Annotated in this window: 26 protein-coding genes, 1 other RNA gene, 1 pseudogene and 1 riboswitch; of the genes and pseudogenes, 14 read left to right on the top strand and 14 right to left on the bottom strand. The window is 59.3% G+C overall.

Annotation, left to right across the window (positions count from 1 at the left end; genetic code table 11):
- Positions 1 to 6: 6 nt before the first annotated feature.
- On the bottom strand, positions 7 to 1,968 hold the full coding sequence (locus LRK71_RS09800; RefSeq protein WP_232402976.1) for an extracellular solute-binding protein: 1,962 nt from the start codon (positions 1,966 to 1,968) through the stop codon (positions 7 to 9).
- Between the two features lie 263 nt (positions 1,969 to 2,231).
- Positions 2,232 to 2,735, bottom strand: a complete 504-nt coding sequence (locus LRK71_RS09795; RefSeq protein WP_232402973.1) for a c-type cytochrome — start codon at positions 2,733 to 2,735, stop codon at positions 2,232 to 2,234.
- A 120-nt stretch (positions 2,736 to 2,855) separates the two neighbouring features.
- Between LRK71_RS09795 and LRK71_RS09790 the strand changes: the two genes are divergently transcribed.
- Together LRK71_RS09790 and trhA are read left to right on the top strand one after the other, a co-directional pair.
- Positions 2,856 to 3,689, top strand: coding sequence for a prephenate dehydratase (locus LRK71_RS09790; RefSeq protein ID WP_232402971.1), 834 nt, complete (start codon positions 2,856 to 2,858; stop codon positions 3,687 to 3,689).
- 208 nt (positions 3,690 to 3,897) lie between these two features.
- Positions 3,898 to 4,620 carry a PAQR family membrane homeostasis protein TrhA gene (gene trhA / locus LRK71_RS09785; RefSeq protein ID WP_332460257.1) on the top strand — a complete coding sequence of 241 codons (723 nt, stop codon included), beginning with the start codon at positions 3,898 to 3,900 and terminating at the stop codon, positions 4,618 to 4,620.
- Positions 4,621 to 4,651: 31 nt separating this feature from the next.
- Here the strand turns inward: trhA and LRK71_RS09780 are convergent, their stop codons facing one another.
- Together LRK71_RS09780 and LRK71_RS09775 are read right to left on the bottom strand one after the other, a co-directional pair.
- On the bottom strand, positions 4,652 to 5,314 hold the full coding sequence (locus tag LRK71_RS09780) for a peptidoglycan-binding domain-containing protein (RefSeq protein WP_232402969.1): 663 nt from the start codon (positions 5,312 to 5,314) through the stop codon (positions 4,652 to 4,654).
- A 252-nt stretch (positions 5,315 to 5,566) separates the two neighbouring features.
- Entirely contained in the window at positions 5,567 to 5,923 is a 357-nt protein-coding gene (locus LRK71_RS09775) for a cupin domain-containing protein (protein WP_232402966.1), read from the bottom strand.
- On the opposite strand from LRK71_RS09775, the gene LRK71_RS09770 reads away from it, so the two are divergent.
- The gene (locus LRK71_RS09770; RefSeq protein ID WP_232402964.1) at positions 5,859 to 6,860 is read left to right on the top strand and encodes an AraC family transcriptional regulator; all 1,002 of its coding nucleotides are present in this window, start codon (positions 5,859 to 5,861) and stop codon (positions 6,858 to 6,860) included. The genes LRK71_RS09775 and LRK71_RS09770 overlap by 65 nt on opposite strands.
- A 74-nt stretch (positions 6,861 to 6,934) precedes the next feature.
- On the opposite strand, the gene ffs is transcribed toward LRK71_RS09770, so the two are convergent.
- Both ffs and LRK71_RS09760 read right to left on the bottom strand, forming a co-directional pair.
- Positions 6,935 to 7,033: signal recognition particle sRNA small type (ffs, locus tag LRK71_RS09765), an RNA gene on the bottom strand.
- A gap of 46 nt (positions 7,034 to 7,079) precedes the next feature.
- Complete coding sequence (locus LRK71_RS09760) at positions 7,080 to 8,951, bottom strand: 5'-nucleotidase C-terminal domain-containing protein (RefSeq protein WP_490363246.1); 1,872 nt, start codon at positions 8,949 to 8,951, stop codon at positions 7,080 to 7,082.
- Positions 8,952 to 9,294: 343 nt separating this feature from the next.
- On the opposite strand from LRK71_RS09760, the gene nudC reads away from it, so the two are divergent.
- The 3 genes from nudC to LRK71_RS09745 all read left to right on the top strand — a co-directional run bounded on the left by nudC (position 9,295) and on the right by LRK71_RS09745 (position 11,744).
- A complete protein-coding gene (nudC, locus tag LRK71_RS09755) occupies positions 9,295 to 10,281 on the top strand; it encodes an NAD(+) diphosphatase (RefSeq protein WP_232402960.1) in 987 nt (328 codons plus the stop codon).
- Between the two features lie 68 nt (positions 10,282 to 10,349).
- The gene (locus LRK71_RS09750; RefSeq protein WP_232402959.1) at positions 10,350 to 10,817 is read left to right on the top strand and encodes an SRPBCC family protein; all 468 of its coding nucleotides are present in this window, start codon (positions 10,350 to 10,352) and stop codon (positions 10,815 to 10,817) included.
- A gap of 142 nt (positions 10,818 to 10,959) precedes the next feature.
- Positions 10,960 to 11,188: riboswitch (cobalamin riboswitch) on the top strand.
- A 106-nt stretch (positions 11,189 to 11,294) separates the two neighbouring features.
- Complete coding sequence (locus LRK71_RS09745) at positions 11,295 to 11,744, top strand: hypothetical protein (protein ID WP_232402958.1); 450 nt, start codon at positions 11,295 to 11,297, stop codon at positions 11,742 to 11,744.
- Here LRK71_RS09745 and LRK71_RS09740 read toward each other — a convergent pair.
- Positions 11,741 to 12,259 carry a protein-tyrosine phosphatase family protein gene (locus LRK71_RS09740; RefSeq protein WP_232402957.1) on the bottom strand — a complete coding sequence of 173 codons (519 nt, stop codon included), beginning with the start codon at positions 12,257 to 12,259 and terminating at the stop codon, positions 11,741 to 11,743. The genes LRK71_RS09745 and LRK71_RS09740 overlap by 4 nt on opposite strands.
- 157 nt (positions 12,260 to 12,416) lie before the next feature.
- Between LRK71_RS09740 and LRK71_RS09735 the strand changes: the two genes are divergently transcribed.
- Positions 12,417 to 14,225 carry a DNA polymerase III subunit gamma/tau gene (locus LRK71_RS09735; RefSeq protein WP_232402956.1) on the top strand — a complete coding sequence of 603 codons (1,809 nt, stop codon included), beginning with the start codon at positions 12,417 to 12,419 and terminating at the stop codon, positions 14,223 to 14,225.
- A 110-nt stretch (positions 14,226 to 14,335) separates the two neighbouring features.
- A complete protein-coding gene (locus LRK71_RS09730) occupies positions 14,336 to 14,680 on the top strand; it encodes a YbaB/EbfC family nucleoid-associated protein (RefSeq protein ID WP_232402955.1) in 345 nt (114 codons plus the stop codon).
- Between the two features lie 157 nt (positions 14,681 to 14,837).
- On the opposite strand, the gene LRK71_RS09725 is transcribed toward LRK71_RS09730, so the two are convergent.
- A complete protein-coding gene (locus LRK71_RS09725; protein WP_009809887.1) occupies positions 14,838 to 15,044 on the bottom strand; it encodes a cold-shock protein in 207 nt (68 codons plus the stop codon).
- A gap of 322 nt (positions 15,045 to 15,366) precedes the next feature.
- Here LRK71_RS09725 and recR point away from each other — a divergent pair, with 322 nt between their 5' ends.
- Complete coding sequence (gene recR / locus LRK71_RS09720; protein ID WP_232402954.1) at positions 15,367 to 15,966, top strand: recombination mediator RecR; 600 nt, start codon at positions 15,367 to 15,369, stop codon at positions 15,964 to 15,966.
- Positions 15,967 to 16,078: 112 nt separating this feature from the next.
- On the opposite strand, the gene LRK71_RS09715 is transcribed toward recR, so the two are convergent.
- The gene (locus LRK71_RS09715; protein WP_232402953.1) at positions 16,079 to 16,846 is read right to left on the bottom strand and encodes a DUF1013 domain-containing protein; all 768 of its coding nucleotides are present in this window, start codon (positions 16,844 to 16,846) and stop codon (positions 16,079 to 16,081) included.
- A 147-nt stretch (positions 16,847 to 16,993) separates the two neighbouring features.
- On the opposite strand from LRK71_RS09715, the gene LRK71_RS09710 reads away from it, so the two are divergent.
- Positions 16,994 to 17,641 (top strand): ribonuclease T2 family protein, encoded by a 648-nt coding sequence (locus tag LRK71_RS09710; RefSeq protein ID WP_232402951.1) that lies wholly within the window; start codon positions 16,994 to 16,996, stop codon positions 17,639 to 17,641.
- A gap of 500 nt (positions 17,642 to 18,141) precedes the next feature.
- Positions 18,142 to 18,999 (top strand): DUF2189 domain-containing protein, encoded by an 858-nt coding sequence (locus LRK71_RS09705; RefSeq protein WP_232402950.1) that lies wholly within the window; start codon positions 18,142 to 18,144, stop codon positions 18,997 to 18,999.
- A 171-nt stretch (positions 19,000 to 19,170) separates the two neighbouring features.
- Here the strand turns inward: LRK71_RS09705 and LRK71_RS09700 are convergent, their stop codons facing one another.
- Together LRK71_RS09700 and LRK71_RS09695 are read right to left on the bottom strand one after the other, a co-directional pair.
- On the bottom strand, positions 19,171 to 20,160 hold the full coding sequence (locus LRK71_RS09700; protein WP_232402949.1) for an NAD(P)H-quinone oxidoreductase: 990 nt from the start codon (positions 20,158 to 20,160) through the stop codon (positions 19,171 to 19,173).
- Positions 20,161 to 20,380: 220 nt separating this feature from the next.
- On the bottom strand, positions 20,381 to 21,091 hold the full coding sequence (locus tag LRK71_RS09695) for a COQ9 family protein (RefSeq protein WP_232402948.1): 711 nt from the start codon (positions 21,089 to 21,091) through the stop codon (positions 20,381 to 20,383).
- 169 nt (positions 21,092 to 21,260) lie between these two features.
- Here LRK71_RS09695 and rpsU point away from each other — a divergent pair, with 169 nt between their 5' ends.
- Both rpsU and LRK71_RS09685 read left to right on the top strand, forming a co-directional pair.
- Positions 21,261 to 21,467: a 30S ribosomal protein S21 gene (rpsU, locus tag LRK71_RS09690; RefSeq protein ID WP_008207378.1), complete on the top strand. Its 207-nt coding sequence runs from the start codon at positions 21,261 to 21,263 to the stop codon at positions 21,465 to 21,467.
- A gap of 457 nt (positions 21,468 to 21,924) precedes the next feature.
- Entirely contained in the window at positions 21,925 to 22,506 is a 582-nt protein-coding gene (locus LRK71_RS09685) for a MarR family winged helix-turn-helix transcriptional regulator (RefSeq protein WP_232402947.1), read from the top strand.
- 12 nt (positions 22,507 to 22,518) lie between these two features.
- Here the strand turns inward: LRK71_RS09685 and ppk2 are convergent, their stop codons facing one another.
- The 3 genes and pseudogenes from ppk2 to LRK71_RS09670 form a co-directional block, all read right to left on the bottom strand.
- The gene (gene ppk2, locus LRK71_RS09680) at positions 22,519 to 23,436 is read right to left on the bottom strand and encodes a polyphosphate kinase 2 (protein ID WP_232402946.1); all 918 of its coding nucleotides are present in this window, start codon (positions 23,434 to 23,436) and stop codon (positions 22,519 to 22,521) included.
- 358 nt (positions 23,437 to 23,794) lie between these two features.
- Positions 23,795 to 23,962 (bottom strand): annotated as a pseudogene (locus LRK71_RS09675) (choline dehydrogenase); the annotation flags it as partial.
- A 99-nt stretch (positions 23,963 to 24,061) separates the two neighbouring features.
- On the bottom strand, positions 24,062 to 24,520 hold the full coding sequence (locus LRK71_RS09670) for an Lrp/AsnC family transcriptional regulator (protein WP_232402945.1): 459 nt from the start codon (positions 24,518 to 24,520) through the stop codon (positions 24,062 to 24,064).
- Between the two features lie 135 nt (positions 24,521 to 24,655).
- Here LRK71_RS09670 and ald point away from each other — a divergent pair, with 135 nt between their 5' ends.
- The gene (gene ald, locus LRK71_RS09665; RefSeq protein ID WP_232402944.1) at positions 24,656 to 25,774 is read left to right on the top strand and encodes an alanine dehydrogenase; all 1,119 of its coding nucleotides are present in this window, start codon (positions 24,656 to 24,658) and stop codon (positions 25,772 to 25,774) included.
- Positions 25,775 to 25,907 lie beyond the last annotated feature (133 nt).

The following is a 25,907-nucleotide window of genomic DNA, read 5'->3' as shown; positions in this document are numbered from 1 at the left end:
CCGCCCTTACCGCAAAGCGCCCGAGGCTTTCAATTCAGCCTCGCGATCCGCATCCACCCACCACAGATCCAGAAGACCGGTGTCATAGGGCGGCAGGTTTTCAGGGTATGCATATTGCTTCCAATAGGCCACCCAGCTGACATCCAGATACCAGGTTGGCACCATGAACCGTTTGGCCCGCAGTACCCGGTCCAGCGCCTGCGCATTTGCGTGCAGCTCTTCTGGTGTTTTGGCATCAACAATATTGTCAATCAGCGTATCGACCGCAGGATCCGCCAGCCCCGCCGGGTTGAAGACCGAAAACTCATGCGCTGCCGAACCAAAATACTGATAAAGGCCGGTCGAAGGCTCTAGCGACATGGGATAAGCCGTCGAGATCATATCGAACTCCTTCTCTCGGCGGCGGCTGGTATATTGCGCGTAATCCACCCGGTTCTGCACCGCATCAATGCCCATGGCGCGCAGGTTTGACACATAGGGGCCAACAATGCGTTCCAACGTTGGACTATCGAGCAGGAATTCGATCTTCAGCACCTCCCCTTCTGCGTTCTCGCGCACCCCTTCACCGTTGACTGCCCAGCCGGCCTCATCCAGCAGCTGCATGGCGCGGCGCAGGTTGCGGCGATCATTGGGCCGTTTGGGTTTGGAGCTATGGGCCATCACCGGTTCCGAAGTAAGGATGGCAGGATTAATCTGGTCGCCCAACGCTTTCAGAACCTCCAGCTCGCGACCCTGCGGTACGCCTTTGGCCTCTAGCGCGCTATCCTGCCAGAAAGAACTGCGATGACGAAACAGCCCGTATTGCAGGCTCTCATTGGTCCATTCAAAGTTGAAGGCCAGCTGCACGGCTTCACGGACGCGAATATCCTGAAATTTGGGCCGCAGCAGGTTCATCACAAACCCATTGGCGGCGGGCACATTGCCATCGGGGATTTCATCCTTGATCACATTGCCATTGGCAACAGCCTCAAAATCATAAGACGTGGCCCAGCTTTTGGAGCTGTTCTCCGGGCGCAGGGTATAAACGCCGGCCTTAAAGCCCTCCATCGCGGCAATGCTGTCGCCAAAATACTCTACCCGGATGGTATCATAGTTGTGGCGGCCAATATTGACGTTCAGATCCTTGCCCCAATAGTCGGGATTGCGGCGATAGGTGATGCGCTGATTGATTTCAGCCTTGTCCAGAATATAGGGGCCTGATCCGATACCGGGATCCAGGCGCGGTTCGTCCAGGCGACGGTTTTCGGGGTCGGCCTCAAACCAGGCCTTGGAAAACACCGGGGTGCCTGCCACCTGGCTAATCATGGCGCGACGCGGGAAATCGGGAGAGAAGTAAAACTTAACCTGATGCGGGCCCAGCGCTTCCGCCTTGGGGATCCGCTTGCGCACGGCTTCGGCATAGGACTGCAAGCCCTGATCCAGTAAAATATTGTGGGAAAACACCACATCATCCGCCGTGACCGGGCTGCCATCGGAAAAACGCGCCTCGGGGCGTAGGTTGAAAATCACCCAATCCTGGCTCGGCGGGTATTCCAGGCTTTCGGCGATCAACCCGTAATAAGCCCCCGGCTCATCATAGGATTCCACCAGAAGGCTCTCAAAATGGTTTGAGGCCAAAGCCCCGGCGCGACCATTGCGGGTATAAGGGTTCATACTGTCAAAGGTACCCACCGCTGAAATCGACAGCTCGCCCCCCTTGGGGGCCTCAGGGTTCACATAATCAAAATGGGCAAAGCCTTCGGGGTATTTCAGCGAGCCGAATTCGGCAAAGCCGTGACTTTTGATATTCGCTCCCTCGGCCCGCAGCGGCAAGGCATGGATCAGCGCAAGAGCAAAGCCCAGGATCAGCAGCAAGACGACGCGGATTGACGCAGGTGATGCCTCCACCGCTTTTGCCGCTGGATTGGCCTGATCGGCGCGGATCTGCGGGCGCCGCCCCTGCTGATAGCCTGTTTGTTTCTTTGCCATACGGGATGTCATTCGCCACAACCTCCATTGTCCGGCCTTGCAATGGCCCGACTTTTTTCCTGTGCCTCAAGCTAAAGCTGGCAGGCGGTAACATTCAAGTTGAGATTGCACCCACACAGGCCTGTGCAGATCGCAAGCGCGTGATCAGGTGCGATTTCAAACCCGAGAACGCCGCGCAGAACATGAAAAGGGCCGCAGCACATGCCGCGACCCTTGGTAATCCGAAAGATAGAACAATCTGTTCGTCCGGATCCCGGTTGGGATCAGTTGTCGAGACTGTCCAGATAGGCAATGAGGTTCACCCGGTCTTTTGGTTTGCGCAGGCCAGAGAACGACATAGTGGTGCCAGAGGCATAGCCAGATGGCTTGGTCAGGAAGGCATCCAGCTGTTCTGCTGTCCAGGTCCCGCCCAGCGCTGTCAAAGCGTCGGAATAGCCAAAGCCATCCATGCCCGCCTGAGCGCGGTCCACAACGCCATAAAGCGAAGGACCGGTGGAATTCACGCCCTCCTCAATCTTATGGCAGGCTGCGCATTTCTTAAAGACCTTGGCACCTTTGCCAACATCAGCCGAGGCCATCAGCTCTTCAAAGCTGACCTCTTCGACCTCGGGTGCCGCTTCTGCGCTGGCGACCTCAATCGTATAAGATTGCTCACCGTGTGCTTCTGCCGAGTAGAGCACATCCGCGGCCCACTGGCCCAGAAGAAGTACCAGGAACGATCCGCAGACACCTGCGGTCGCTTTGGTTAGGGTCATCGTGTCAAACATGAATCGCGTGTCCGTTTTAGCTGTCTGCGTCGTTGTCTAAGGCTTCCACTCGTCAGTGGCAAGGTATAGACAACGCGACGAAATGCCCGTTTGCTGAAGTTTTGCAGGAAAGTCGCACTCATGACCGGAAAAATCGCCATTCAGGGAGAGCTCGGCTCTTACAGCCATGAGGCCTGTCGCAATGCGCGCCACACGATGGAGGTACTTCCCTGTGCCACATTCGAGGATGTCATCGATGCTGTACGCTCAGGCGAGGCAGAGCAGGCGATGCTGCCGGTCGAGAATTCGACCTATGGCCGGGTCGCCGACAGCCACCGCCTGCTGCCCCATAGCGGGCTGCACATCATCGACGAAGCCTTTGTGCGGGTTCATATAAACCTGCTGGTGGTGCCCGGTGCCAAACTGGAAGACATCCGCGAGGCAAAATCGCATCTGGTCCTGCTGCCACAATGCGGTGAATTTCTACGTAAAAACAACATTATGGGCCGCGTCAGCCCCGATAATGCGCGGGCGGCGCGCGATGTTGCAGCGGCAGGCGACATCCATACAGCGGCGCTGGCCAGCGAATTGGCCGGAGAGATCTACGGGCTGGATATCCTAGAGAAAAAGATCGAGGATAACGGCGACAACACGACCCGCTTCCTTATCATGTCACGCGACGCCGACACCAGCCGCCGTGGCGCGCACGGGATGATCACCAGCTTTGTCTTTCAGGTCCGCAACATCCCGGCCGCGCTCTACAAAGGGCTGGGCGGGTTTGCCACCAATGGTATCAACATGACCAAGCTTGAGAGCTATATGGTCGATGGTTCCTTCACCGCGACGCAGTTTTATGCGGATATCGAAGGCCACCCGGATGATGCCAATGTGCAACTTGCGATGGATGAATTGGCGTATTTCACCACCAATGTCGAAATTCTGGGCGTTTATCCGGCTGATAACGGCCGCTACTAGGGCGCAGTTTTGCACCCGGCCCGCCATTACCGCCTGCCAGGAAATGGCGGCACACCTTTAGGGCATGTGCTATGGGGACAGGTGCTTTTCAGGCAATCCTGTCGCCCCCGGTAACCTGACGCCCCGGAAATCTGGACAGCGGCGGATCCCGCGCCTATCGCTGAACCAAACAACCAGCGCCTAAACCAGAGCACAGCGAGGCCTGCCAATGTCTGAACCAACGTCTGAGCCAATTTCGGAACCGATGTTTGAGCCCAAGTCTGGCACTCTGCCTGACCCCATGACTGACAGCGCCACCGTGTCAAACTACCCCACCCCGGTTCCACTGCAGCGGCGCGCGGATATCGCGGTGCACATCTTTGGTCTGGCGCTAATCCTCACCGCCGGCACAGTTCTCGCGCTCAGGGCCAATGCCGGGCTAGACCCCACCCTGATTCTGGCCCTGGCGGTCTATGTGCTCTGTGCGCTGGCCTCGAATATCGCCTCCAGCTGCTATCACTTTTCGCCCTGGCACCATCGACGCCTTTTACTGCGCCGGATCGACCATGCAGCGATTTATCCCAGCATCACCGCCACCTTCACGCCCTTCTTTTTACAGGCTGGCACCCTCTGGACCATTACCCTGCTTTGGCTGTGCTGGGGGCTGACCGCCGTGGCGATCTGGAACAAGATCACCAATGAAACCATTAAAACCCGCTGGTCCACCGCCTCTTATCTGGCCTTGGGGACCCTGGGCATGTCAGCGCTGCCAGATTTACAGGGACTGCCAAGCTCTGCCCTGTGGTGCGTTGTCGCCGGAGCTACCAGCTATGTGATCGGCACCGGCTTTTACGCCCGCAAGCGCCTGCCATTTCGCTATGCCATCTGGCACGGCTGGGTGAATATCGGCGGCATTTTGATGTTCATCGGCATTTGGCTCGCCCTATTTTAGCATCCGCCACACCCCTGATACCATGCCAGAGCTACCAGGTTGCTCTCTCGGCCTTTATTGATTTGCGACACTCCTTCACAGCCGCAACTGCCATGTCCATTGCCTTGTCCGCACGTTTCAAGGCATCTGCGGCCTTGGCGCGATTGGGCGATACCGTCTTTTTCCCTATTGCCTTAATCTTGGTGTCCAATGCGGCGCAGTCTTTGGAAAGTTTCTCCGCTGCAGCCGGGTTTTTTAACAGCAGCACTTCAAACTCTTTCTGCTTGGCAATCACCTCGTCGCCCATCTTTACGACATCCTTCATGGACGCATAGTTGGCATTGATAAAATCAAAGGCTGCCGCGATTTCCTTGGTGGCATTGGCCGAGGTCTCAGACAGCGCTTTTGTTGCTGTTCTGACAATTGAAAGGATATCGGCATTGTCGTCCCAATCGACCCTCATCTTCGTCATGAACTTCGCGTAATCCATCGTGTTCATTTCCGGAAGCGGCTTGCCATATTTCAGCGCTGCCAGCGTTAGAGCTCCGACCTGGCCATCTGATTTCAGCTTCACCTTTTTCTGGAACTTCCGGGTGGCGGCTTCCGTCAAGGGGCCGAATATTCCATCTTCCTTCAGCTTCGCGCCGCCCCTGTTCAGGAGTTTCTGCACCTCTTTGACGTCTTTACCCGTTGTGCCCTTTTTTAATATCGCCATCTGTTTGCACCTCACCGTTTAAAACAACAGACTAGCACGATTGCCCCCTAAAGTCGCGGCAGTTACGGGCGGGGCAGAAGATCAACCAAAAGCGCCATTGCCGCGTGAGCGGCTTCGTCCATGCGCCGGGAGCGACCCGCGCCCGAGGTTGACCTCACGCTACCCCGCTGCGACGCCGCAAGTCCGCTCCCAGCCCAGATTGAAAGGTGCTGCGCCAGAATCGAAAGCCTGCTATCCCGCCGCAAATGCATCTCAGATACGCGTCTTTGGTGCCGCTTCGCGATCGGCGTCACCGGAGTTTGGCTCACCTTTTGGTTCAATCAGCAGCACTTTAACTTCACTCTCCGCCCTCGGCCGGTGAACGACACCCCGGGGGACGATGAAGAGCTCACCAGCCCTGATCGTGTGCGAGGCTGCGCCCTCGATGTCCATCTGCAATTCACCTTCGAGAACGTAAAAGAAGTCATCAGTGGTGTCATGCTTGTGAAAATCGTATTCTCCCAGAAGCTTAACAACCATCACCTCGTTTTCATTGTAGTCCCCGATGACATGTGGATCCCAGTGGCTAGAGAACTGCGCCAGCTTTTCAGCGAGATTTATTGATTTCATTGTTGGTTTCCTTCATCAACTTGTTCTGGCGACCATCGTGGAGTGCATCTGGAGACGCGCTATCTCACACGAAGAAATACCCTCCGAAGTAAGATCACATGATCTGACGCCAGGTCTTGAACGATCTTGCGCGCGTGACTGGGTAGTCGCGTCGCCTTGGCAGGTCGGCATCCAGAGGATCGAGGCTTACTTTTCTGGAGAGGCATACGCACCGCACCGCCATGACACATACTCGATCGGTTACACGATCAGGGGTGTTCAAAGCTTTGATTATCGCGGGGAAAGGTCTGACAGCCTTCCTGGGCAAGTCATCATCTTGCACCCTGATGAGATACACACCGGCGAGGCCGGGACCGACGAGGGTTTCCATTACCGCATGATGTACGTTGAACCGTCCTTGGTACGCGCTGCACTCGGTTCCTCGGCGCGCGCGTTGCCTTTCGTCCGACAGGCAGTGCTGAACGATCCTCGGCTGATAAGGGCGATACATGCTGCATTTTCGGATTTGACGGAAACTCTTGAGCCGGTGGCACTTGATGAAGTCGCTGTCCTGCTTGCAGATGGCCTCATCTCGAATGACCAGTCCACCCGCCTGCTGACAGGTTCGTTTATAGATCATCAAGCCACCTGCTGCGCGCGGGAGTATCTAGATGCGAACCTCGACCAGATCGTGAGTTCGGATGATTTGGAGAATGCGACAGGGATGGATCGGTATGCGCTGTCTCGACAGTTTCGAAGTGCCTTTGGAACAAGCCCTTATCGGTATTTGATGATGCGGAGGCTTGATCGAGTTCGCGCGGATATCGCGGCAGGGACGACACTAGCTGAAGCAGCGTGCGACGCTGGTTTCAGTGATCAAGCCCATATGTCCCGGCGCTTCAAAGCAAATTTTGGAATTTCACCAGGGCAGTGGCAAAAATTGGTACGGCAGCAATAGCCGGAACGCCCAAAACAGGCATACGGCCTTGCTTGCAAGGCGTTTATTTAACATCAATAGCTTAAAGGGGAATAAGGTGAGAGGTTGGACATCGACCCAAGCGGGGCTCGTTGTGGCTGCTTCCTTCCGGACCTGACCAGGTTGGCGAGGCGCTCGCCCGCGCCAACCTCTCGAATCCCGATATAGGCGGAGATCCCTGCAATGACAAGGGGACTGACGCTAAAGCTTGAGGCGCAATTTCAGAAAACCATTTGGCGTCACACCCTGATCTTCAACCTGATCGGCAGGCAGCTCTGCCAGATGGTTACGGGCCACCGGCCCTGTGAAGACAATCACCCGCGCCCCCGGCATCGGTGCCAGCCGCCAGGGATAGGGGGCCTGCGCCAGCGGGTCTGTGGGCAGGCGGCCCGACACATAATCACAGATGGCATCGCGGATCTTGACCGTGGGCAGATGCAGCTGCTGTGCGTCCTGCACCATCTTGTAATTTCCACCGCCGCTGACCCGATAACTACTTGTGGCAACTACAAATTGTTGCGCGTCTGTGACAGGTTCACCATTCCACCGCAGCCTGCGAATGCGGTGCGCTTCCGGGTTGATCAGCACCCCGGACGACGAAAAGCGAGGCGGCTGCGACAGGTCGATTTCATATTCCAGGCCAAAGATCACATCAAAATTGTGCCCCGCCCGGTCGCGATTGACCAAGTCCACATTGCGCGCCCCCTGAGCGATCTGATTGAACAAACCGGCCGACATCTCCAACCAGTCGCGCAGCTGATCGCCACTAACCTGCACCACCCAGATGGCATTGTGAAACACCTGCAAATCCGCGACATTACGCATACACAGATCCCCGGCAGCAATATCGGTATAGCTTTCCGGCCCCGAACGGCCGCCAAATTTGCCCGGAGCCACCGCTGACAACAGCGGAAATTCACCCGCCGGAGTGCCCTGCAACATTGGTCGCACCGCCGCCATCTGGGCGCAGGACGACAACGCCAGCCCATGATCCTTGGCAAAGAAGGTGAAATAGGAATGCAAGGCTTCGGCGCTATGGCCAACCGGCTCTTTCATGCGGGCCTGTGTCTGGGCATGGACCTCGGCCAGGGCCGCGACAAACTCTGCGTCCTCGGGCACCTTCGGCGTCAGCTTGCCCCAGGCATCGCGGCGTGAAATCGGCTTGGCGCAGGCGCTCCAGGTCTTGATCTTCCACCCATCCCGCCCATGGGTCAGCTGCAGATCAATCTGCCCCAGATGCGAGCCATGCGCCCCCGGCATCACCACCGGCTTGGCAAAGGCATGCGCCGGGTCCGGCAGAATCAGATGGGTATGCCCGCCGATTACTGCATCAATGCCTGCGGTGGCGACAATGGGGCACAGGGCGTTTTCCATCTGTGGCACCGCATCCGCCCCCCCCACCCCGGTATGGGCCAGGGCAACGACCAGATCACAGCCCTGCGCGCGCAGCTCCGCCGCGCTTACGGCGGCAGCCTGGACCATATCCTGCACCTGAACCTGCCCCTGCAGCAGATGCGCATCCCAGACCATCGTCTGGGGCGGCAGCACCGACAATACGCCAACCCGCACCGGCGGCGCATCCGGCAGGGCCGCAAACCGGCGCTCCAGAATACATGTCTTGACAAAAGGCAGGTCTCGGCCCGGCACAACCGGGTGCATGTTGGAGCAGACCACCGCACAGGGGGCATCGCGCAAGATGGCCTCCAAGACAGGTAGGCCAAAGTTGAAATCATGGTTGCCCAGACCAAGTACATCGTACTCCAGCGCAGCAAATGCCGCCATCAAAGGGTGGGGGCCAGTGGTTGCGTCCCCTGGGGTGCCATCCGCCCCCGGCATCGCCGCCTCACCCAGCGGAGAGCCCTGCAAGGCATCGCCGTTGTCCAGCAGTAACGAGACCCCGCCGCAGGCTTCTGCATCGTGGCGCGCCTCGCCAACCAGGCTGGAAATCCGGGACAGGCCAACTCCGGGATCAGGGCGATCAGAAAAATAGTCATGGCTCAGCAGATTGCAGTGCAAATCGGTTGTCGCAAGGATGCGCAATAGGCCAGAGCCTTCCTCTGCCCCCTCATCCAAGAGGTCAGAGCCTACCGATGTAGATGCTGTAAACACCGTCATCCCGCCGAATTCGCAGCTGCCACTGCCCGCTCCAATCCTTGATTTATCTGCCCCCTACTGAGAGACCTCACCTTTGAATCAGCGTTTCCCTGGTTTGCAAAGCCACCAAATGCCCCGTCTTTGATAAAATGTAACCAGGTTGCAGGTCAGCTAGCCGCCAAACACCCAAAGTCAAGACAGGCCGGAACGGCAAGAACCACCCAAAACGCAGAGCCTGCGCGGATTTCCTGTCAGATCGGCTGGCCTTTCGCGCCGCAAGGGGGCATCACATTACACAACAGGCCAGCACAGGGAGCAAGGAATGAAACGTGCAGAACAGGTAACCTTTGGCGGCGGCGGCGGGTTAGATCGCAAGGCACTGCTGCGCGAAGACCCCACCGCGTTGGCCCAGGCCTGGGGTGCTGCGGCCACGCGGGTTCTGTTAACCTGGCGTGGCAAGGTGCTTAGCCAGCGTTCGGATCCGGCGCGCGGTCCGGACGGCTTGGCCTGGATTGGAACAGACCACCCCGTTGCTGCGGCCTGCCAAGACAGCGCTCTTTACCTTGGGGCGGATCCCAGCGGCGCTGATCTATTTGCCTGCGATCTGGGCAACTGGCATCCTGATGCACTGGACGAAATGGCACTGGCCAGTTTTGCCGATCTCAGCGAGCAGCAGCATCCCGACCTGCCAACCGGCCATGTCTTTGCCGAGCTGCGCCGGATCATGGCCCGACTCACCCCGCTGGAGGCCGAGCTGGCCGCCACTGCCAAGGCGCTGCTGTCCTGGCATCAATCGCACCCCTTCTGCGCCCGCTGCGGCAGCAAGACCCAGATCACCCAGAGTGGCTGGCAACGCCAATGTCCGGACTGCAAGGCGCTACATTTCCCCCGCACCGACCCGGTTGTCATCATGTTAATCACCCAGGGCGATGACGTGCTGATGGGCCGTTCTCCGGGCTGGCCTGCCGGGATGTATTCGCTGCTGGCCGGGTTTGTCGAACCTGGCGAAACGCTAGAGGCCGCCGTGCGGCGCGAAGTCCTGGAGGAAACCGGCATCACCGTGGCCGAGGTTGGTTATCTGTCCAGCCAGCCCTGGCCCTTTCCCATGTCCCTGATGTTCGGCTGCCAGGGACGTGCCACCAGCCGCGACATCACCATCGACCCCAAAGAAATCGAAGATGCGTTCTGGGTCAGCCGCCAAGAGATGATGACGGTTTTTGCTGGCGACCACCCAAAGATGCATGCCGCAAGAAAAGGTTCAATTGCACATTTTCTTCTGGAAAACTGGCTTGCAGATACCTTGGATTAAGAAGATCATTCTACAATCAAAATTCGACGATACACCCTGAGGGCTGGCCAAGCGCCAGAAGGCATAGCATGGAATTATCAAGCAAAGAGGACGTCAATGCGCCCCTCTCTGACGTCTTTGACGCACTTTCTGACTTTGCCAACTTTGAACGTTCGGCGATCCGGCGTGGCATCGAAGTCCAGCGACTGAGCAACGACAGCACTCCGCAGGTTGGTCTGGCCTGGGATCTGCGGGCAGATTTTCGCGGCAAGCCACGCGAAGTCCACCTGGAACTTGCCACCTATGAGCCATCAACACTGATTGGCCTGAACGGTGACAGCAACAGCCTGATAGGTCAGGGGCAGATCGAACTTTTGGCGCTGTCACCAAAGCGCACCCGCATTTCTGTCAAGGTGAAGCTAAAGGCCAAGACCCTGTCAGGACGGCTGCTGCTGCAATCTCTGAAACTGGCCCGCGCCAAGGTCAATCGCCGCTTTCGCCACCGGGTGGCGGAATTTGCCAGCCTTACCGAAGACCGGCTGAACCATACAGCCTAGGCCTCAAGCCCATCAGCTCTGCCACCCTGTCAGCGCCGCCAAATCCGGCGCATTCTGGGGCGAGGCGCGCCCCATGCCGCGAATCTGTTCGCGCCAACTCCTGCCCCTCTGCAAATGGCGATTGACGACTCATCCCCGACGGCGTTAGCGATGAGGTGATGGTTCTCGCGGCGCATAATTTTGGGTCCGGGATGAAAAGGGAACGTGGTGCGGCCTGGGTTTTACACCTTTGCCAATTCCACGACTGCCCCCGCAACTGTAGGCGGTGAGCGCTTCGGATAAACCACTGGCACAGGGCGCGCCCCAGCCGGGAAGGACCGAACCCGCAACGACCCGCAAGTCAGGAGACCTGCCATCGCATGGAAACTCGAAACTGGACGGGGAGTCCGGGCGGGTGCCAGCGTTGGCTGGGCGATCATCGCTCAGGGTAAAACGCTGGCCCTCTTGCGCCTCCCTGCCCCGCGCGGAGGGCGCATTATGACAGCAACATCAACCAAAGGGGCCATGCAACCGGCCCGCAGCGAAACACCCGGCGATATCGGCCAGAGCCACGTCCATCGCATCAGCCAGAGCCTTTGCCTGCACACAGGGACCTCCTGCCCGGCCCTGGCACGTATGGTCACCGCTCTCACCGGGGCGTTGGACAAGGCCCGCCCGGTAACCACACCTGATTTTGAGCTCTGCGGTGAAAGCAAGCTAGAGGGCTGCCCCCGGACCTGCGCCGCACGTTTTGTCGCCAGTCATCACCGCATTCGCGTCTTTTGTGACGTGCCCCCTGCGGCAGAAACCTCGGCGCTGGACAGATTTGCCGATGCCTTGCTGGTGCCGTCCCAAGAGGCATTTCCCCTTGTTGCAAGCACCCTGCCACACCGCCCCTGCGCCCTTGCCCAAGTGCTGACAAAACCTTTGGATCCCAAGCAGGCCTAGAGGCCAGCGCCGGTCACGGCCCAATGCATTTGCGGCTCTGTCTCGACGGCGCAGGGCCGCACCGCGCGCAACCGCTGCAACGCCTGATCCGGCGACTCCCCTGCCTCGATCATCAGCCGCAAGACCACCATGCCCGAGCGACCACAGCCGCCCCGGCAATGCACCAGCACCCGCCCCCCGCCGCGCAGTGCCTGTCGCGCCAGGGCGCTGACCTCGGGCCACTGCTCCAGCATTTCCGGCGTTGGTGGCGCATAGTCCGGCACTGGCAAATGATACCAGCGACAGCCGATGGCCTGAAGATCCTGTCCCAGGCTGGCCGCTCCGGCGCCAAGATGTTCCACATCGGTGGTCATCGAAATCACCAGCCCCGGCTGCCAGTCATGTAGATGCGCCATATCACCCTGAAAATCCCCACCCGCCCCCGGCAAAGGACAGAGCGCAAGAATACCCTCACCCACGCTGAGCGCGTGCAGGGTCAAGGGCGTTACATCACGGCAACCGATATTGTCATCCATGGCCGGGTCTCCTGTCGGGCGGGCTGCTACGAAAACAGATCAGAACCAAAAGACTGGCCTGCGCCCCGGCATTGGTCAACAGCGGTGGACGAAGCCCCTCTGCCCGCGTACCTTGCCCCACGCGCGATCCCGCCCATCCGAATCCGGCAAGAGACCTATGAACGATAGCACAAGCGACAGCAGCCAATCCCAGTATCAAGTCTTGGCCCGCAAATACCGCCCCGAGACCTTTACCGATCTGGTCGGCCAGGATGCCATGGTCAGAACGCTGAAAAATGCGTTTGAAACCAACCGGATCGCCCAAGCCTTTATTATGACGGGCATTCGCGGCACCGGCAAAACAACCACCGCGCGCATCATTGCCAAGGGCATGAACTGCATCGGCCCCGATGGCACCGGCCAGCCCACCACCGACCCCTGCGGCGCATGCGAACACTGCACCGCCATCATGGAAGGCCGCCACGTCGATGTGATGGAAATGGATGCCGCAAGCCGTACCGGGGTTGGCGATATTCGCGAAATCATTGATTCGGTCCAATACCGCGCCGCCTCGGCCCGCTATAAGATCTATATAATTGATGAGGTTCACATGCTGTCCACCAGCGCCTTCAACGCGCTGCTGAAGACGCTGGAGGAACCGCCAGCACATGTGAAATTCATCTTTGCCACCACCGAAATCCGCAAGGTGCCGGTGACGGTCCTGTCACGCTGTCAGCGCTTTGACCTGCGCCGGATCGAACCCGAAGTGATGATTGCGCTGATGCGCAGGATCGCATCAGCCGAAGGTGCCGAGATCAGCGAAGACGCCCTGGCCCTGATCACCCGCGCCGCCGAAGGGTCGGCCCGAGACGCAACCTCATTGCTGGATCAGGCCATTTCCCACGGGGCTGGCGAAACCACCGCCGATCAGGTGCGCGCCATGCTGGGTCTCGCCGATCGCGGCCGAGTGCTGGATCTGATGGATATGATCCTGCGCGGCGATGCCGCGGCCGCACTGACCGAGCTGAGTGCGCAATATGCCGAGGGTGCCGATCCCCTGGCGGTGCTGCGCGATCTGGCCGAAATCACCCATTGGGTATCGGTGGTGAAGATCACCCCCGATGCCGCCGAAGACCCCACCGTCAGCCCGGATGAACGCGCCCGTGGCCAACAGATGGCCGAGGCCCTGGCAATGCGGGTGCTGACCCGCATGTGGCAGATGCTGCTGAAGGCCCTGGAAGAGGTCGCCGCCGCGCCAAACGCCATGATGGCGGCTGAAATGGCGGTGATCCGCCTGACCCATGTGGCCGACCTGCCCAGCCCGGAAGAGCTGATCCGCAAGCTGCAAGACACCCCAGCGCCGCCCAATGGCCCCGGTGGCGGGGCAAATGTCAGTGGTACGGGGGGGGCTCCGGTGCAGGCCATGGGCGGTCACATGGCTGGGGGCAATACGACCTCTGGCAACGCTCCCATGGCATCAGCGGCGGTCTCGCATACCCGGGGCGGCAGCGGCCCGGCCACTGCGCTGGCACCAGAAACAGCCCAGGCGCTGGCCCAGTACCCCAGCTTTGAACATGTGGTTGATTTGATTCGGATGCGCCGCGATGGGCTGCTGCTGGAATATGTAAAAACCTACCTGCGCCTTGTGGCCTATCAGCCGGGCCGGATCACCATCCAGCCAACCCGGGACGCCCCCAAGGACCTTGCCGCCCGGCTGGGACAACAGTTGCAAACCTGGACCCAGGCCCGCTGGATCATCTCGTTGGAAAATGACGGCGGTGGCGAAACCATCACAGAGCGTGAAAACGCCGCCGACAACGCCCTGCGTGCCAAGGCCAGCGAACACCCGCTGGTGCAGGCCGTGATGGAGAGCTTTCCCAAGGCGAAGATCACCCGCATTCGCACCGCCGAAGAGATGGCCGCCGAGGTCGAGGCCGAAGCCCTGCCGGAAGTGGAAGACGAATGGGACCCCTTCGAGGAAGACTGACCCCGCCCTGATATGCATCGCAGGGCCGGATATTGATCCTGTGCTGCCCCTTGTACCACAGGCGCGCCGCCCGTATTTAAGGCACAACAGAACACTTCAGGAGAAGACAGATGCTCAAAGGCCTTGGTGGTCTTGGCGACATGGCCAAGATGATGAAATCGGCACAGGAACTACAAACCAAAATGGCAGAGATGCAGGAAGAGCTGCACAATGTCATGGTGGTTGGCGAGGCCGGTGCCGGCCTGGTGAAAGCCACCGCCTCTGCCAAGGGAGAGCTAAAAGAGCTCGATATTGATCCCTCGATCTTTTCTGGCGATGACAAGGAAGTTGTCGAGGATCTGATCCTGGCCGCCATCAAGGATGCCCAGGCCAAGGCCACCGTGAAGGCGCAGGAAGAAATGACCCGCCTGACCGAAAGCATGGGCCTGCCCAAGGATATCAAGCTGCCCTTCTAAGCGGGCCTGCGGAGCAAAACAGCAAAGGCGGCCCTTAGGGGTCGCCTTTTTTATGGCCAGCTCGGGCGAATCACAGATCCCGACAGGGCGCATAGGTCAAAGAAAAACGCGGCCTCCACTGGGGAGACCGCGTTTCAAATTCTGGCTCGGAAAAGGCTTACGCCAGTTCGAGGTTCACAGCGGACTCACGACCGTCGCGGCCGGGTTCGATGTCGAATGTTACTTTCTGGTTGTCGGCCAGACCGGTCAGACCGGAACGCTCAACAGCAGAAATGTGAACAAATACGTCTTTGCTGCCGCCATCGGGTGCGATGAAGCCGAAGCCTTTGGTCGAGTTAAACCATTTTACGGTGCCTGAAGCCATGTCCGTAGTCTCCTAAATTTTGCTGCCCGCGTTGGTGCGGCAGCCCGGCGTGGTAGGTCTGGATCGAAGACTGAACGCCGTAAACGGGAGACAGTGGGTCGAAAAAGAAAAACGTTAGCCCTGCCTATATGCGCGGGGTAAGATTATTTTTCAAGAGGCAATATCACTCACACGGCATAAGACGTCAAAGCAAGGCAAAGTCACGCGCACCGTAGCCAGGCAAAAACCCGCAGCCAGAAACAAAGCCCGCCTGTCCTGCCCATGGGCCTTGCAGCACCCCGCCGCTTTGCGCCTATATGCGGACAAGCGCAAAGGACCCTATATGACCGACGACAGCCTCAGCGAGATCGAGCACCTGATTGCCCTTATGGCGAAACTTCCAGGCATGGGGCCACGCTCTGCCCGCCGGGCGGTGCTACATCTGATTCGCAAACGCGCACTGCTGCTGACGCCGCTGGCCGATAGCCTTGGAGCGGTGGCCGCCACGGCGCGCGAATGTCTTAACTGTGGCAATGTCGGCACCAGCGATATCTGCGGCATTTGCACCGACGAGCGGCGCGCCAACGGCGAAATCTGCGTGGTGGAAACCGTTTCCGACCTTTGGGCGATGGAACGGGCGCGGGTTTTCAAGGGACGGTATCACGTGCTTGGAGGCACATTGTCGGCACTGGATGCCATCGGGCCGGACGATTTGCGCATTCCGCGCCTGGTGGACCGGGTCGCAAGCGAGGGCCTCCGCGAGGTGATTCTGGCGCTGAACGCCACCATAGATGGACAAACCACGGCCCATTACATTGCCGACCAGCTGGAAGATCAGGTGCAGATTACCACCCTGGCCCAGGGGGTCCCCATCGGCGGCGAACTGGATTACCTGGACGATGGCACCATCAGCGCAGCCCTCAAGGCCCGTAAACAGCTATAGGACACGGGGGGCGGAGAGACCGCCGCGCAGCACAAAGAAAAAGACCATGCCCGCAAGAGCATGGTCTGAAAATTTTCCTGCGCGGGGAGCAACAACGCCGCCCGCGAAAAGATCAGCTGCGCGAGTCGTCGCCGCCCTCTTCATCCTCGTCGTCATCCTCTGCATCGGGCAGGTTGAAAAAGCTATCCGCGTCGGCAACCGGATTGGCCGAGGGGCGCCTGCTGCCACCGCCAAGAGTAAAGCTCTCCAAGCCTTCGATCCCGGCTGGGATCTTGGATTCGGGCTCCATTTCCAACGATTGCTCGGTCGAGACTAGCTTGCGCCGTTCATCATCGCTCATCACGCCGCCTTCAGCCGCTTTCTTGGCTGCGGCCTTCTGCACGATCGCGTCCAGTTCGGACTGCTTGCACAGACCCAGAGCAACCGGATCGATCGGCTGCATGTTGGAAATATTCCAGTGGGTGCGTTCGCGGATCGACTGGATTGTTGGCTTGGTGGTGCCGACCAACTTGGCGATCTGGCCATCCGACAGCTCGGGGTGGAACTTGACCAGCCAGAGAATCGAATTGGGCCGGTCCTGACGTTTGGACAGCGGCGTGTAGCGCGGGCCACGGCGCTTTTCCTCGCCGGCCGCTGCCGCGTTGAATTTGAGCTTCAGCTTGTACAAGGGGTTGGCTTCGGCCTTGTCAATTTCATCCTGGGTCAGCTGATTGTTGGTCACCGGATCAAAACCTTTGACGCCGGTCGCCACATCGCCATCAGCAATGCCCTGAATTTCCAGCTCGTGCATGCCGACGAAATCCGCGATCTGCTTGAAGCTGATCGTTGTATTGTCCACCAGCCACACGGCGGTAGCTTTGGTCATCAATGGTTTTGCCATGTGCTCATCTCCTAAACCTAGTGTCCTATCCCGACATACAACTTTCCCGTCGCCTGAATTAGGCTGCCCCGGTCATTTGGGGTCGGTATCCATTGTCGGGGAACTTCCATTCTATATAGTCGTGCTGATTTCATAAGGAAAGAGGCGATGCGCAGGTTCTTTTTAGCAGCATTCCTGGCCCTGACCGGGCCTTTCACTCTTGCCGCCTTGGCAGATGGCGAGGTCGCCGGTAAATTTGACTATTACGTTCTGGCGCTCAGCTGGTCACCCAACTGGTGCGAGATCGAAGGCGATGCCAAGGAGTCCGACCAATGTGATCCGCGTCATGACCATGGCTGGACCCTACATGGGCTTTGGCCGCAGTTTCATCGCGGCTGGCCCAGCTATTGCCGCACGCCCCACGCCCAGCCCCGGCGCAGTGATACGGCAGAAATGGCTGATATCATGGGGACTCCTGGTCTCGCCTGGCATCAGTGGAAGAAGCACGGCACCTGTTCCGGCCTAAGCGCCCGCGCCTATCTTGATCTGTCGCGCACTGCCTATGACAGCATCACCCGCCCGGCGATCTTTCGCAAGCTGGAGCGCGCCGTGACCCTGCCCGCCACATTGGTCGAACAGGCGTTTTTGCAGGCCAATCCCACGTTTGACAAAGACAGCGTCACTGTGACCTGCCGCGACCACCACATTCAAGAGGTCCGCCTATGCCTGTCACGCGACATGCAGCCGGTGCCCTGTGGGCGGGATGCGATCCAGGACTGCACTTTGAAAGACGCGCATTTCACCCCGATCCGGTGACATGAGAATCGTACCAGTCGTCACCTTTGTCGCAATCAACCTGGCTGCCCCTTGGGGCATCAGGGGCCTGATAGAGGCCTTGGCAGAGGGGCAGCGAAGGCAGCTCCTCTTCTGGCTAGTCGTGGTTGTTCTTTTTACCGCGAACCAATTGGCAGCGCGGCACTGGCACTCTTGGCGGTGGGCGTTCTGGGGCATCTCGACAGTCAACATCCTTGTGATTCCAATTGGCGCCTATTCCTTGGCCACTGCGATCCCGAGCTTGCCCGGCTTGGCATATTGGTTCTTTTTGCACCAAAGCTAATCGCTCGTACTCACGCCCCTTTGGCGGGCTTGTGAAGGCCGGTGGACTGGATGTGATCCCGCTACGCGCTAGATTCTGGTAATATGGGTCCTGTGCCGCATTGGCCTGGCTCTACTGCGCGAGACGGCTCTGCCCCCTGGCGCGGCTTTTGCGGCACCCTTGATCCGGGCCCTCATATGGGATGAACGGGAGCACGTACATGGCACACACAATCGGAAACCCGCTCAGTTGGCTGGCACAGCATCTGGGCTTAACCACGGCACATGTCTCGGATTCGGTGGCACACCTGGGCAGCGATGAGACCACGGCCCGCCCCGAGGTGAACCACCTGGAAATGTCGGATCTGCGTGCCGCGCTCAAGGCAGGGGTCAAGGACTTTGCCGCCTGCCGCAGTGATGCGATGTTTCTGATCCTGTGCTACCCGCTGATCGGCCTTGGCCTGGTGATCATGAGCCTGCACGTCAACATGCTGCCGCTGATCTTTCCGCTGATCCTGGGCTTTGCCCTGCTGGGCCCGGCGGCCTCTGTCGGGCTGTATCTGATGTCGGCGCGCCGGGCTGCCGGTTTCACCCCGCGCTGGGGCGATGCCTTTGAGGTACTGCGCTCTCCGGCGCTGCTGTCAATCCTGACCCTCGGGTTTTACCTTGCGGTGCTGTTCACGGCTTGGCTGATGGTGGCGAATGCGATCTACAACCACACCCTCGGCCCCGAGGCGCCAAGCTCTCTCAGCTCTTTCCTGCTTTCCATCGTGCAACAGCCCGAGGGCTGGCAAATGATCTTTTGGGGCGGGCTGACTGGCGCGATCTTTGCAATCACCGCCCTGGCCGTCAGCCTGGTCTCCTTTCCGCTGCTGCTAGAGCGCAATGTCGGCCTGCCCATTGCCGTCACCACCTCGGCCAGACTGGTGCGGAAGAACCCACGCGTGACCCTGACCTGGGGGGGCTTTGTGGCGCTGGCGATTTTTCTGGGCTCCCTGCCTGCCTTTGCGGGGCTGGTGCTGGTGATCCCAATCTTGGGGCATGCCAGTTGGCATCTCTATCGGCGCGCGGTGCGCTGAGACCCTCCTCCTCCTCTTACGCTGCTGGGGACAGCTGAGGAGGTATCGCCCGGCGCCCACCGGGCGGCGCCTGGCCATCCCCACCGTCCCCCGGGGTCAGGCGCGCTTTCCCCAACCTCCGGCAGGTGCACTCCGGCTTTGGTGCAGTGCACCTGCGCCGCGCCTGTCAGGCTAGATGTCAGAAACCTTCAGAACGATCTTGCCGATATGGCCCGAGCTTTCCATGCGCGCATGGGCGGCCGCGGCCTCTTCCAACGGGAATTCACTATCCATCACCGGCGCCAGCTTACCAGCCTCGATGAGGGGCCAGACCACTTCGAATAGATCCTGGGCGATGCGGGCCTTGGCCAGATCGCTTTGCGGCCGCAGGGTCGATCCTGTCACGGTCAGGCGGCGCGCCATGATCTGGGCAAAGTTCAGCTCGGCCTTGGGGCCAGACAGAAAGGCGATGTGAACCATCCGGCCATCATCCGCCAGGGCTTTGATATTTCGGGGGATATAGTCACCGCCTACCATGTCGAGGATCAGATCAGCGCCGCCCGCCGCCCGCAGGACTTCGACAAAATCCTCGCTGCGGTAGTTGATGGCACGCTCGGCGCCAAGATCAAGACAGGCCTGGCATTTTTCATCCGACCCGGCCGTGGTGAACACCCGCGCGCCGAGGGCCGCGGCCAGCTGGATCGCTGTTGTTCCAATCCCCGATGACCCACCATGCACCAAGAATCGCTCGCCCGCTTTCAGCCCGCCACGGGTGAAAACATTCGACCAGACGGTGAAACAGGTCTCGGGCAGGCAGGCCGCCTGCTTCAGGCTCAGGCCTTCCGGAATGGGCAGGCAATGCGCCGCCGGGGTGGCCACATATTCCGCATAGCCACCGCCGGGCAGCAGGGCACAGACCCGGTCGCCAATTTCCAGCCCCGTGACACCAGCGCCCAGCGCCACAACTTCGCCAGACGCCTCTAGGCCCGGTAGATCGCTGGCGCCGGGGGGCGGATTATAGGCCCCGGCGCGTTGCAGCGCATCGGGACGATTGACCCCGGCATAGGCCACCTTCAGCACCACCTGGCCATGGGTCGGCTGCGGTATGGGCCGCTGGGTCAGGGTCAGCACCTCTGGCCCGCCTGGGGTCGAGATTTCAATGGCACGCATCGTATCGCTCATGCGGGGATCCTCTTGTTCCGGCCCAGCCGTCAGGTCTGAACTCTGTGTCTTCTTTGGCACCAGCTTGCCATGGCCGTCGGGCATTGCCCAGCCTGATGCCAAAGCTTGTCGTGTTCCTTCACCGCCACGCGACTGGCGCTTACTTAATAGTCTTGCATGCTGCCGAAGCACGAAACCGATGCCCAGTTTTACGCAACCTGCCCTGGGTCACAACCCGCAGTCACGAGCCGCGCGACTGCCCTGGCAGATCATCGCGCGGGGCCGGGCGTTTAATCTGGGCTGACAGCCAAGCAGGGCCGGCCAGGAACGGCTTGAGCAAGGGATTCTTGTTCAGGTCCGCCTTGACCTTTTCAAACTGCATCACATTATCGATGCGCCGATCCAGGAATTCCCATGTGGCATGATGATCGGGGCTGTCATCGCCCAGCCAATAGAGCAGCGTCGCAGAATAAACCCCGGACAGGGTGGCGCGCTTGCTGTACCAGTTGAAATCATCCGAACTGTCGCCCAGCGCTGTCCAGATGGCATCGCAGGTGCCCCAGACCAGCTTGGCCCCCTCGGCAGCGTGATTGGGCAGTGCAAAGAGCGTCACACCGCGCCGCACCGCTTCCTTGTCCTCTGTCGCGTCTAGGCGATAGCGCACAAGGGCGGCAATCTTGTCACGAAACCGCAGCCCCGACAGATCCACCGCTGCCAGACGTGCCAGCATCGCCTGATCGCCGCGCTGGTGATAGGCCACCGCCAGATCCAGGGCACCGCGCGGGCACAGCGCCTGTGCCAGCACCGGATTGACCTCGGCATCGGCAATCGCCGCGTCAAAACTCGCCTGGGACCAGCCATCAAACACCACATGCAGCAGGGCCGCATCCAGCAGCTGATCCATCAGACCGTCATTGCCAGCGGCATTGCCTTGTTTTTCCTCGGTGCTCATCTTGGCCTCTCCTGGTTATTGATGCGAGATGGGATCGCAACTGCTTGCGCTCTGACAAATAGGGTCTGACAGCGGCATATCACAGTACTAGACAAGATGCAGGGGCTTTGCTATATGGCCATTTCCTGCAAATCCTTGCAACTCTATCTAGAAAGGTGGTGAAAACCACATGCAGGTTAGTGTTCGTGACAACAATGTCGATCAGGCGCTCCGCGCTCTGAAGAAAAAGCTGCAGCGTGAAGGCGTCTTCCGTGAAATGAAGCTCAAGCAACATTTCGAGAAGCCGTCCGAGAAAAAAGCGCGCGAGAAAGCTGAAGCGATCCGTCGTGCCCGTAAACTGGCGCGTAAGAAAGCACAGCGCGAAGGTATGCTCTAAGCTCCTTTTATCCGCCTTTTAGGCTTCCAGTTTTCTTCTGGACACAAGATGATGACCCCCGCGCCTTGGCTCGGGGGTTTGTCATTTTCAGGGCCTTGAAACCATGTGAGCCCCCCTGCACCGCTATTAGCGCGAAAATCCGCTCAGGACTAAACTTTAGCGTGTATTTTTGCGCAACTTGTCTTATAGTTATCTTACTGGGCAACACACCTCAGGTGTATACAGCCCATGTGCTTGCAGCCGGATTTGGAACGCCCGGCTCTGCCCGAGATGACAATGCGCGGCTTTTGGTACGATAGCGGCGCGCGCCTTCCCCCTGCGCACAGGCAGTTGTCATCTCGGGGCCTTCCCCCGATACATCCAAGACAGATCTAAATGCGGCGCGCCTTGGGCGAAGCATGCAACCAGTCGGGCAGTACGTGTTGATCTGTCAACACGGCAGCCATAAGATGACGCCATGACACACCCCCCATCAATCGCGCCATCCCTATCTGACCAGCCCGATCAGTCCCGCGAGGTACAAGATACCCGCGATCCCTTGGCGCTGAGTGATGATTTGTTCCTGGTCACCGCCACAGGTGCCCCGGATGATCCTGCTGCAACGACCCTCAGCTATCGCAACAGCCCCGTGGTTCTGGTGACCTTTGCCGGCAACCGCCTGACCCGTGAGGCAACCCACGCCTATCAGGCAGAGTTTGGCATCGGCGTGATGGATTGGCGTATGCTGGTGATGCTGACCCGCAGCCCCGGCTGCCCCGTCGCCGAAGCCGCGCGCGTCACCGGCATCGACAAGGCCGCCGTCAGTCGCTCTTTGCAGCGGCTAGAAACCAGCGGGCTGGCACGTGCCCTTGCCACGGGCGGCGATGAACGGCGAAAGGCCTGGTACCTTACCCCAGAGGGGCAGGCCCTGCACGCCCGCATCCTGCCCCGTGCACTAGAACGCCAAAGAGACCTGCTGAAAGGATTCACCGAGGCGGAAACCGTCAGCTTCACGCAGTATCTGCAACGCTTTCTCGATAATGCCAATGCCCTGAACTAGAGCCTGTCGCGGTTAGTAGACCTTTGGCACATAGAGCTCATCCGGCAGCACCCGGCGTTCGTAATCAGGATTATATTCCCGGTCCGGCAGCGTGACTTTCTCGCTGTGCACCTCCTGATAGGGGATCTTGCTCAAAAGATGTTCGATACAATTCAGGCGTTCGCGCTTTTTATCGTTGCCTTCAACGATATACCAAGGGGCCTCGGGGATGTTGGTACGTTCGAACATCTCTTCCTTGGCTTTGGTATACTGTTCCCAGCGGATGCGGCTTTCCAGATCCATTGGTGACAGCTTCCATTGTTTCATCGGATCGTGAATACGCATCATAAAGCGCAACTGCTGTTCTTCGTCGGTGATCGAGAACCAGTATTTCAGCACGATGGTATTGGAACGCACCAGCATGCGCTCGAACTCGGGCACATCGCGGAAAAACGTCTCGACCTGGTCGTCATCGGCAAAGCCCATCACCCGTTCAACCCCGGCGCGGTTGTACCAGGATCGGTCAAACAGCACGATCTCCCCCCCCGAAGGCAGATGCGGCACATAACGCTGGAAATACCACTGGCTTTGCTCGCGGCGGCTGGGCGCAGGCAGGGCCACCACCCGCGCCACCCGCGGGTTGAGCCGTTGGGTGATCCGCTTGATCACCCCGCCCTTGCCGGCACTGTCGCGCCCTTCCATGATGACCAGAACCTTGGCCCCGGTTTCGACCACCCAATCCTGCAGCTTGATCAGCTCAGCCTGCAGGCGCAGTAGGTTGCGGAAATAGACCTGCCGATCCAGCATCTCGGGGTGCTGCTCGCGGTAGATCTTGCGCAGCTCCATCGACAGCATCGGTTCGGCGAATTCAATTTCGATATCCTCGTCCAATGTGTCCTGAAGCTCGGCTTCAAGCCAATCAAAGGAGTCGGGTTCGATATCGCTGGTCACAGGCCTATTCCTTTACTGTGTTATCTGTTGCGGATGCCACTAACACGCCAGTGTAATCCTTTGATGTCAGTCCCGAAAGCAAACAACGTACACATCACTGTCAGCTCAGCGCCGGGCCGCACGCCCAACTTAACACAAGACACCTGTGCCTCAATGGATGCGAGATTTCCGCCGGGTGCAACCATCTTTGCCCGCTTTACAGCTTTGCGGCATCACCGCGTGCCCCGAATTTAGGCAGCGGCAACCTTTGCAGTGGCCAGGATAAAATCAGCGGCCTTTTCGCCAATCATGATGCTGGGCGCATTCGTATTGCCGCTGGGGATGGTCGGCAGACGCTGGCACCCGCCACCCGCAGCCACCCACGCGGATAAAGGAGGCTACGCCCGTTCAACCCGAGTTCAGCGGCGGTGCGATACATCCAGTCGGTACGCGGGTTGTCGATGCAATAGAGATAACCCATAGGGATACGCACCCAGTGGAAACTATTCTTGCCGCCAGCTTCCAGCAGCAGGACCCGATGGCCTGCCTCCTGCTCTCAACCCCCTCAGCAGAGCACAGTTCTGCACCGCAAGACAGAGGAAAATCTGCAAAACCTATTTACCATCAAAAGCTTGTACAAACCGCCCTAAACCGGCAGGGCTGTGGTCTTGAAGACGGTACGCAGGGCAAAACTGGATTGCATCTGCGCCACCCCCGGCAGCCGGGTCAGGTGCTGGCGGTGGATGCGGGCAAAATCATCGGTGTTTTCCGCCACCACCTTGAGCAAATAATCCGCCGTTCCCGCCATCAAGTGGCATTCCAGCACATCCGGTATCCGCGCCACGGCGCGTTCAAAGGCATCCAACAGCTCATCCGCCTGGCTTTGCAGGGTGATCTCAACAAACACCGTCGTCGACACTGCCATCTTGCGGGCATCCAGCAGCGCGACGTAGTCTTTAATATAACCGTCGCTTTCCAACCGCTGTACCCGTCGGTGGCAGGCTGACGCCGACAGGTTGATCCGCTCGCTTAGCTCTGCGTTAGAGATCCGCCCCCGCCGTTGTAGCACCTGCAAAATCCGACGATCCGTGCCATCCAGAGACATTTCTTCAAGGATCCTTGCTAGTTTTAGGCGTTGTATTCGAAGAATCTTCGAATGTCATGTTTTTATTACGCATATAAAAGCAGCACTTATCCCACCGCCTACGTCAGACTGATGAAAGAAAACGGAGGAGAGAGAATGAAAATCGGCTGCCCTACAGAGATCAAGCCACAGGAATTTCGTGTCGGCATTACCCCTGACGCCACCCGCGAGGCCATTCAGCATGGCCATCAGGTGCTCATACAAAAAGGCGCAGGCCTGGGCGCAGGCTTTACCGACGCGGACTATCTTGTCTCTGGCGCTGTAGTGATCGACACCGCAGAAGAGATCTTCGCCACCGCAGACATGATCGTCAAAGTGAAGGAACCCCAGGCCATCGAGCGCAAGATGCTGCGCGAAGGCCAATTGCTGTTCACCTATCTGCACCTGGCCCCGGATCCTGCCCAGACCACCGATCTGCTGGAATCCGGCTGTACTGCCATTGCCTATGAAACGGTGACAGATGCCCATGGTGGCCTGCCGTTGCTGGCGCCAATGTCCGAAGTGGCCGGGCGGCTGGCCCCACAGGTCGGCGCCTGGACCCTGCAAAAGGCCAATGGCGGGCGCGGCATTCTGATGGGTGGCGTACCCGGCGTGGCCCCGGCCAAGGTCGTGGTGATTGGCGGCGGCGTTGTCGGTACCCATGCGGCCAAGATCGCCGCAGGCATGGGCGCGGATGTCACCATTCTGGATCGCTCTCTGACCCGGCTGAAATATCTTGATGATGTCTTCGGTCGCGATTTCAAAAACCAATATTCCACCGCTGGTGCCACAGCCGATCTGGTGCGCGACGCCGACATGGTGATCGGCGCGGTGCTGATCCCTGGCGCCGAAGCCCCAAAGCTGGTCTCGCGCGCCATGCTGAGCGAAATGAAACCCGGCGCGGCGCTGGTGGATGTGGCCATCGACCAGGGCGGCTGCTTTGAAACCTCTCGGGCTACCACCCATGCCGACCCGATCTATGAGGTCGACGGCATCATGCATTACTGCGTGGCCAACATGCCCGGCGCGGTTGCCCGCACCTCGACCCAGGCGCTGGGGAATGCCACACTGCCCTTTATGCTGAATCTGGCGAATAAAGGCTGGCGGCAAGCCTGCGAAGATGATCCGCATCTGCTGAACGGTCTGAACGTCCACGCCGGCAAGCTGACCTATTACGCGGTCGGCAAAGCCCTGGGGCTGGATGTAATCTCTCCGGCCATCGCGCTGAAGTCTTAAGGTCGCGCAGCGCGCCAGCCCCCCCCCTGGCCCGCATAGCATTCACAAGCCCCCAAATCCGTTTGGGGGCTTTTTGCCGTGTAACTCCCCTTGCGGGACGGGGCCCAGACGTGTTTGACAAAAGGTATGCCTT

The organism is Pseudophaeobacter flagellatus, assembly GCF_021228235.1.
Classification (GTDB): domain Bacteria; phylum Pseudomonadota; class Alphaproteobacteria; order Rhodobacterales; family Rhodobacteraceae; genus Pseudophaeobacter; species Pseudophaeobacter flagellatus.
This window is presented reverse-complemented; position numbering and strand designations above follow the sequence as displayed.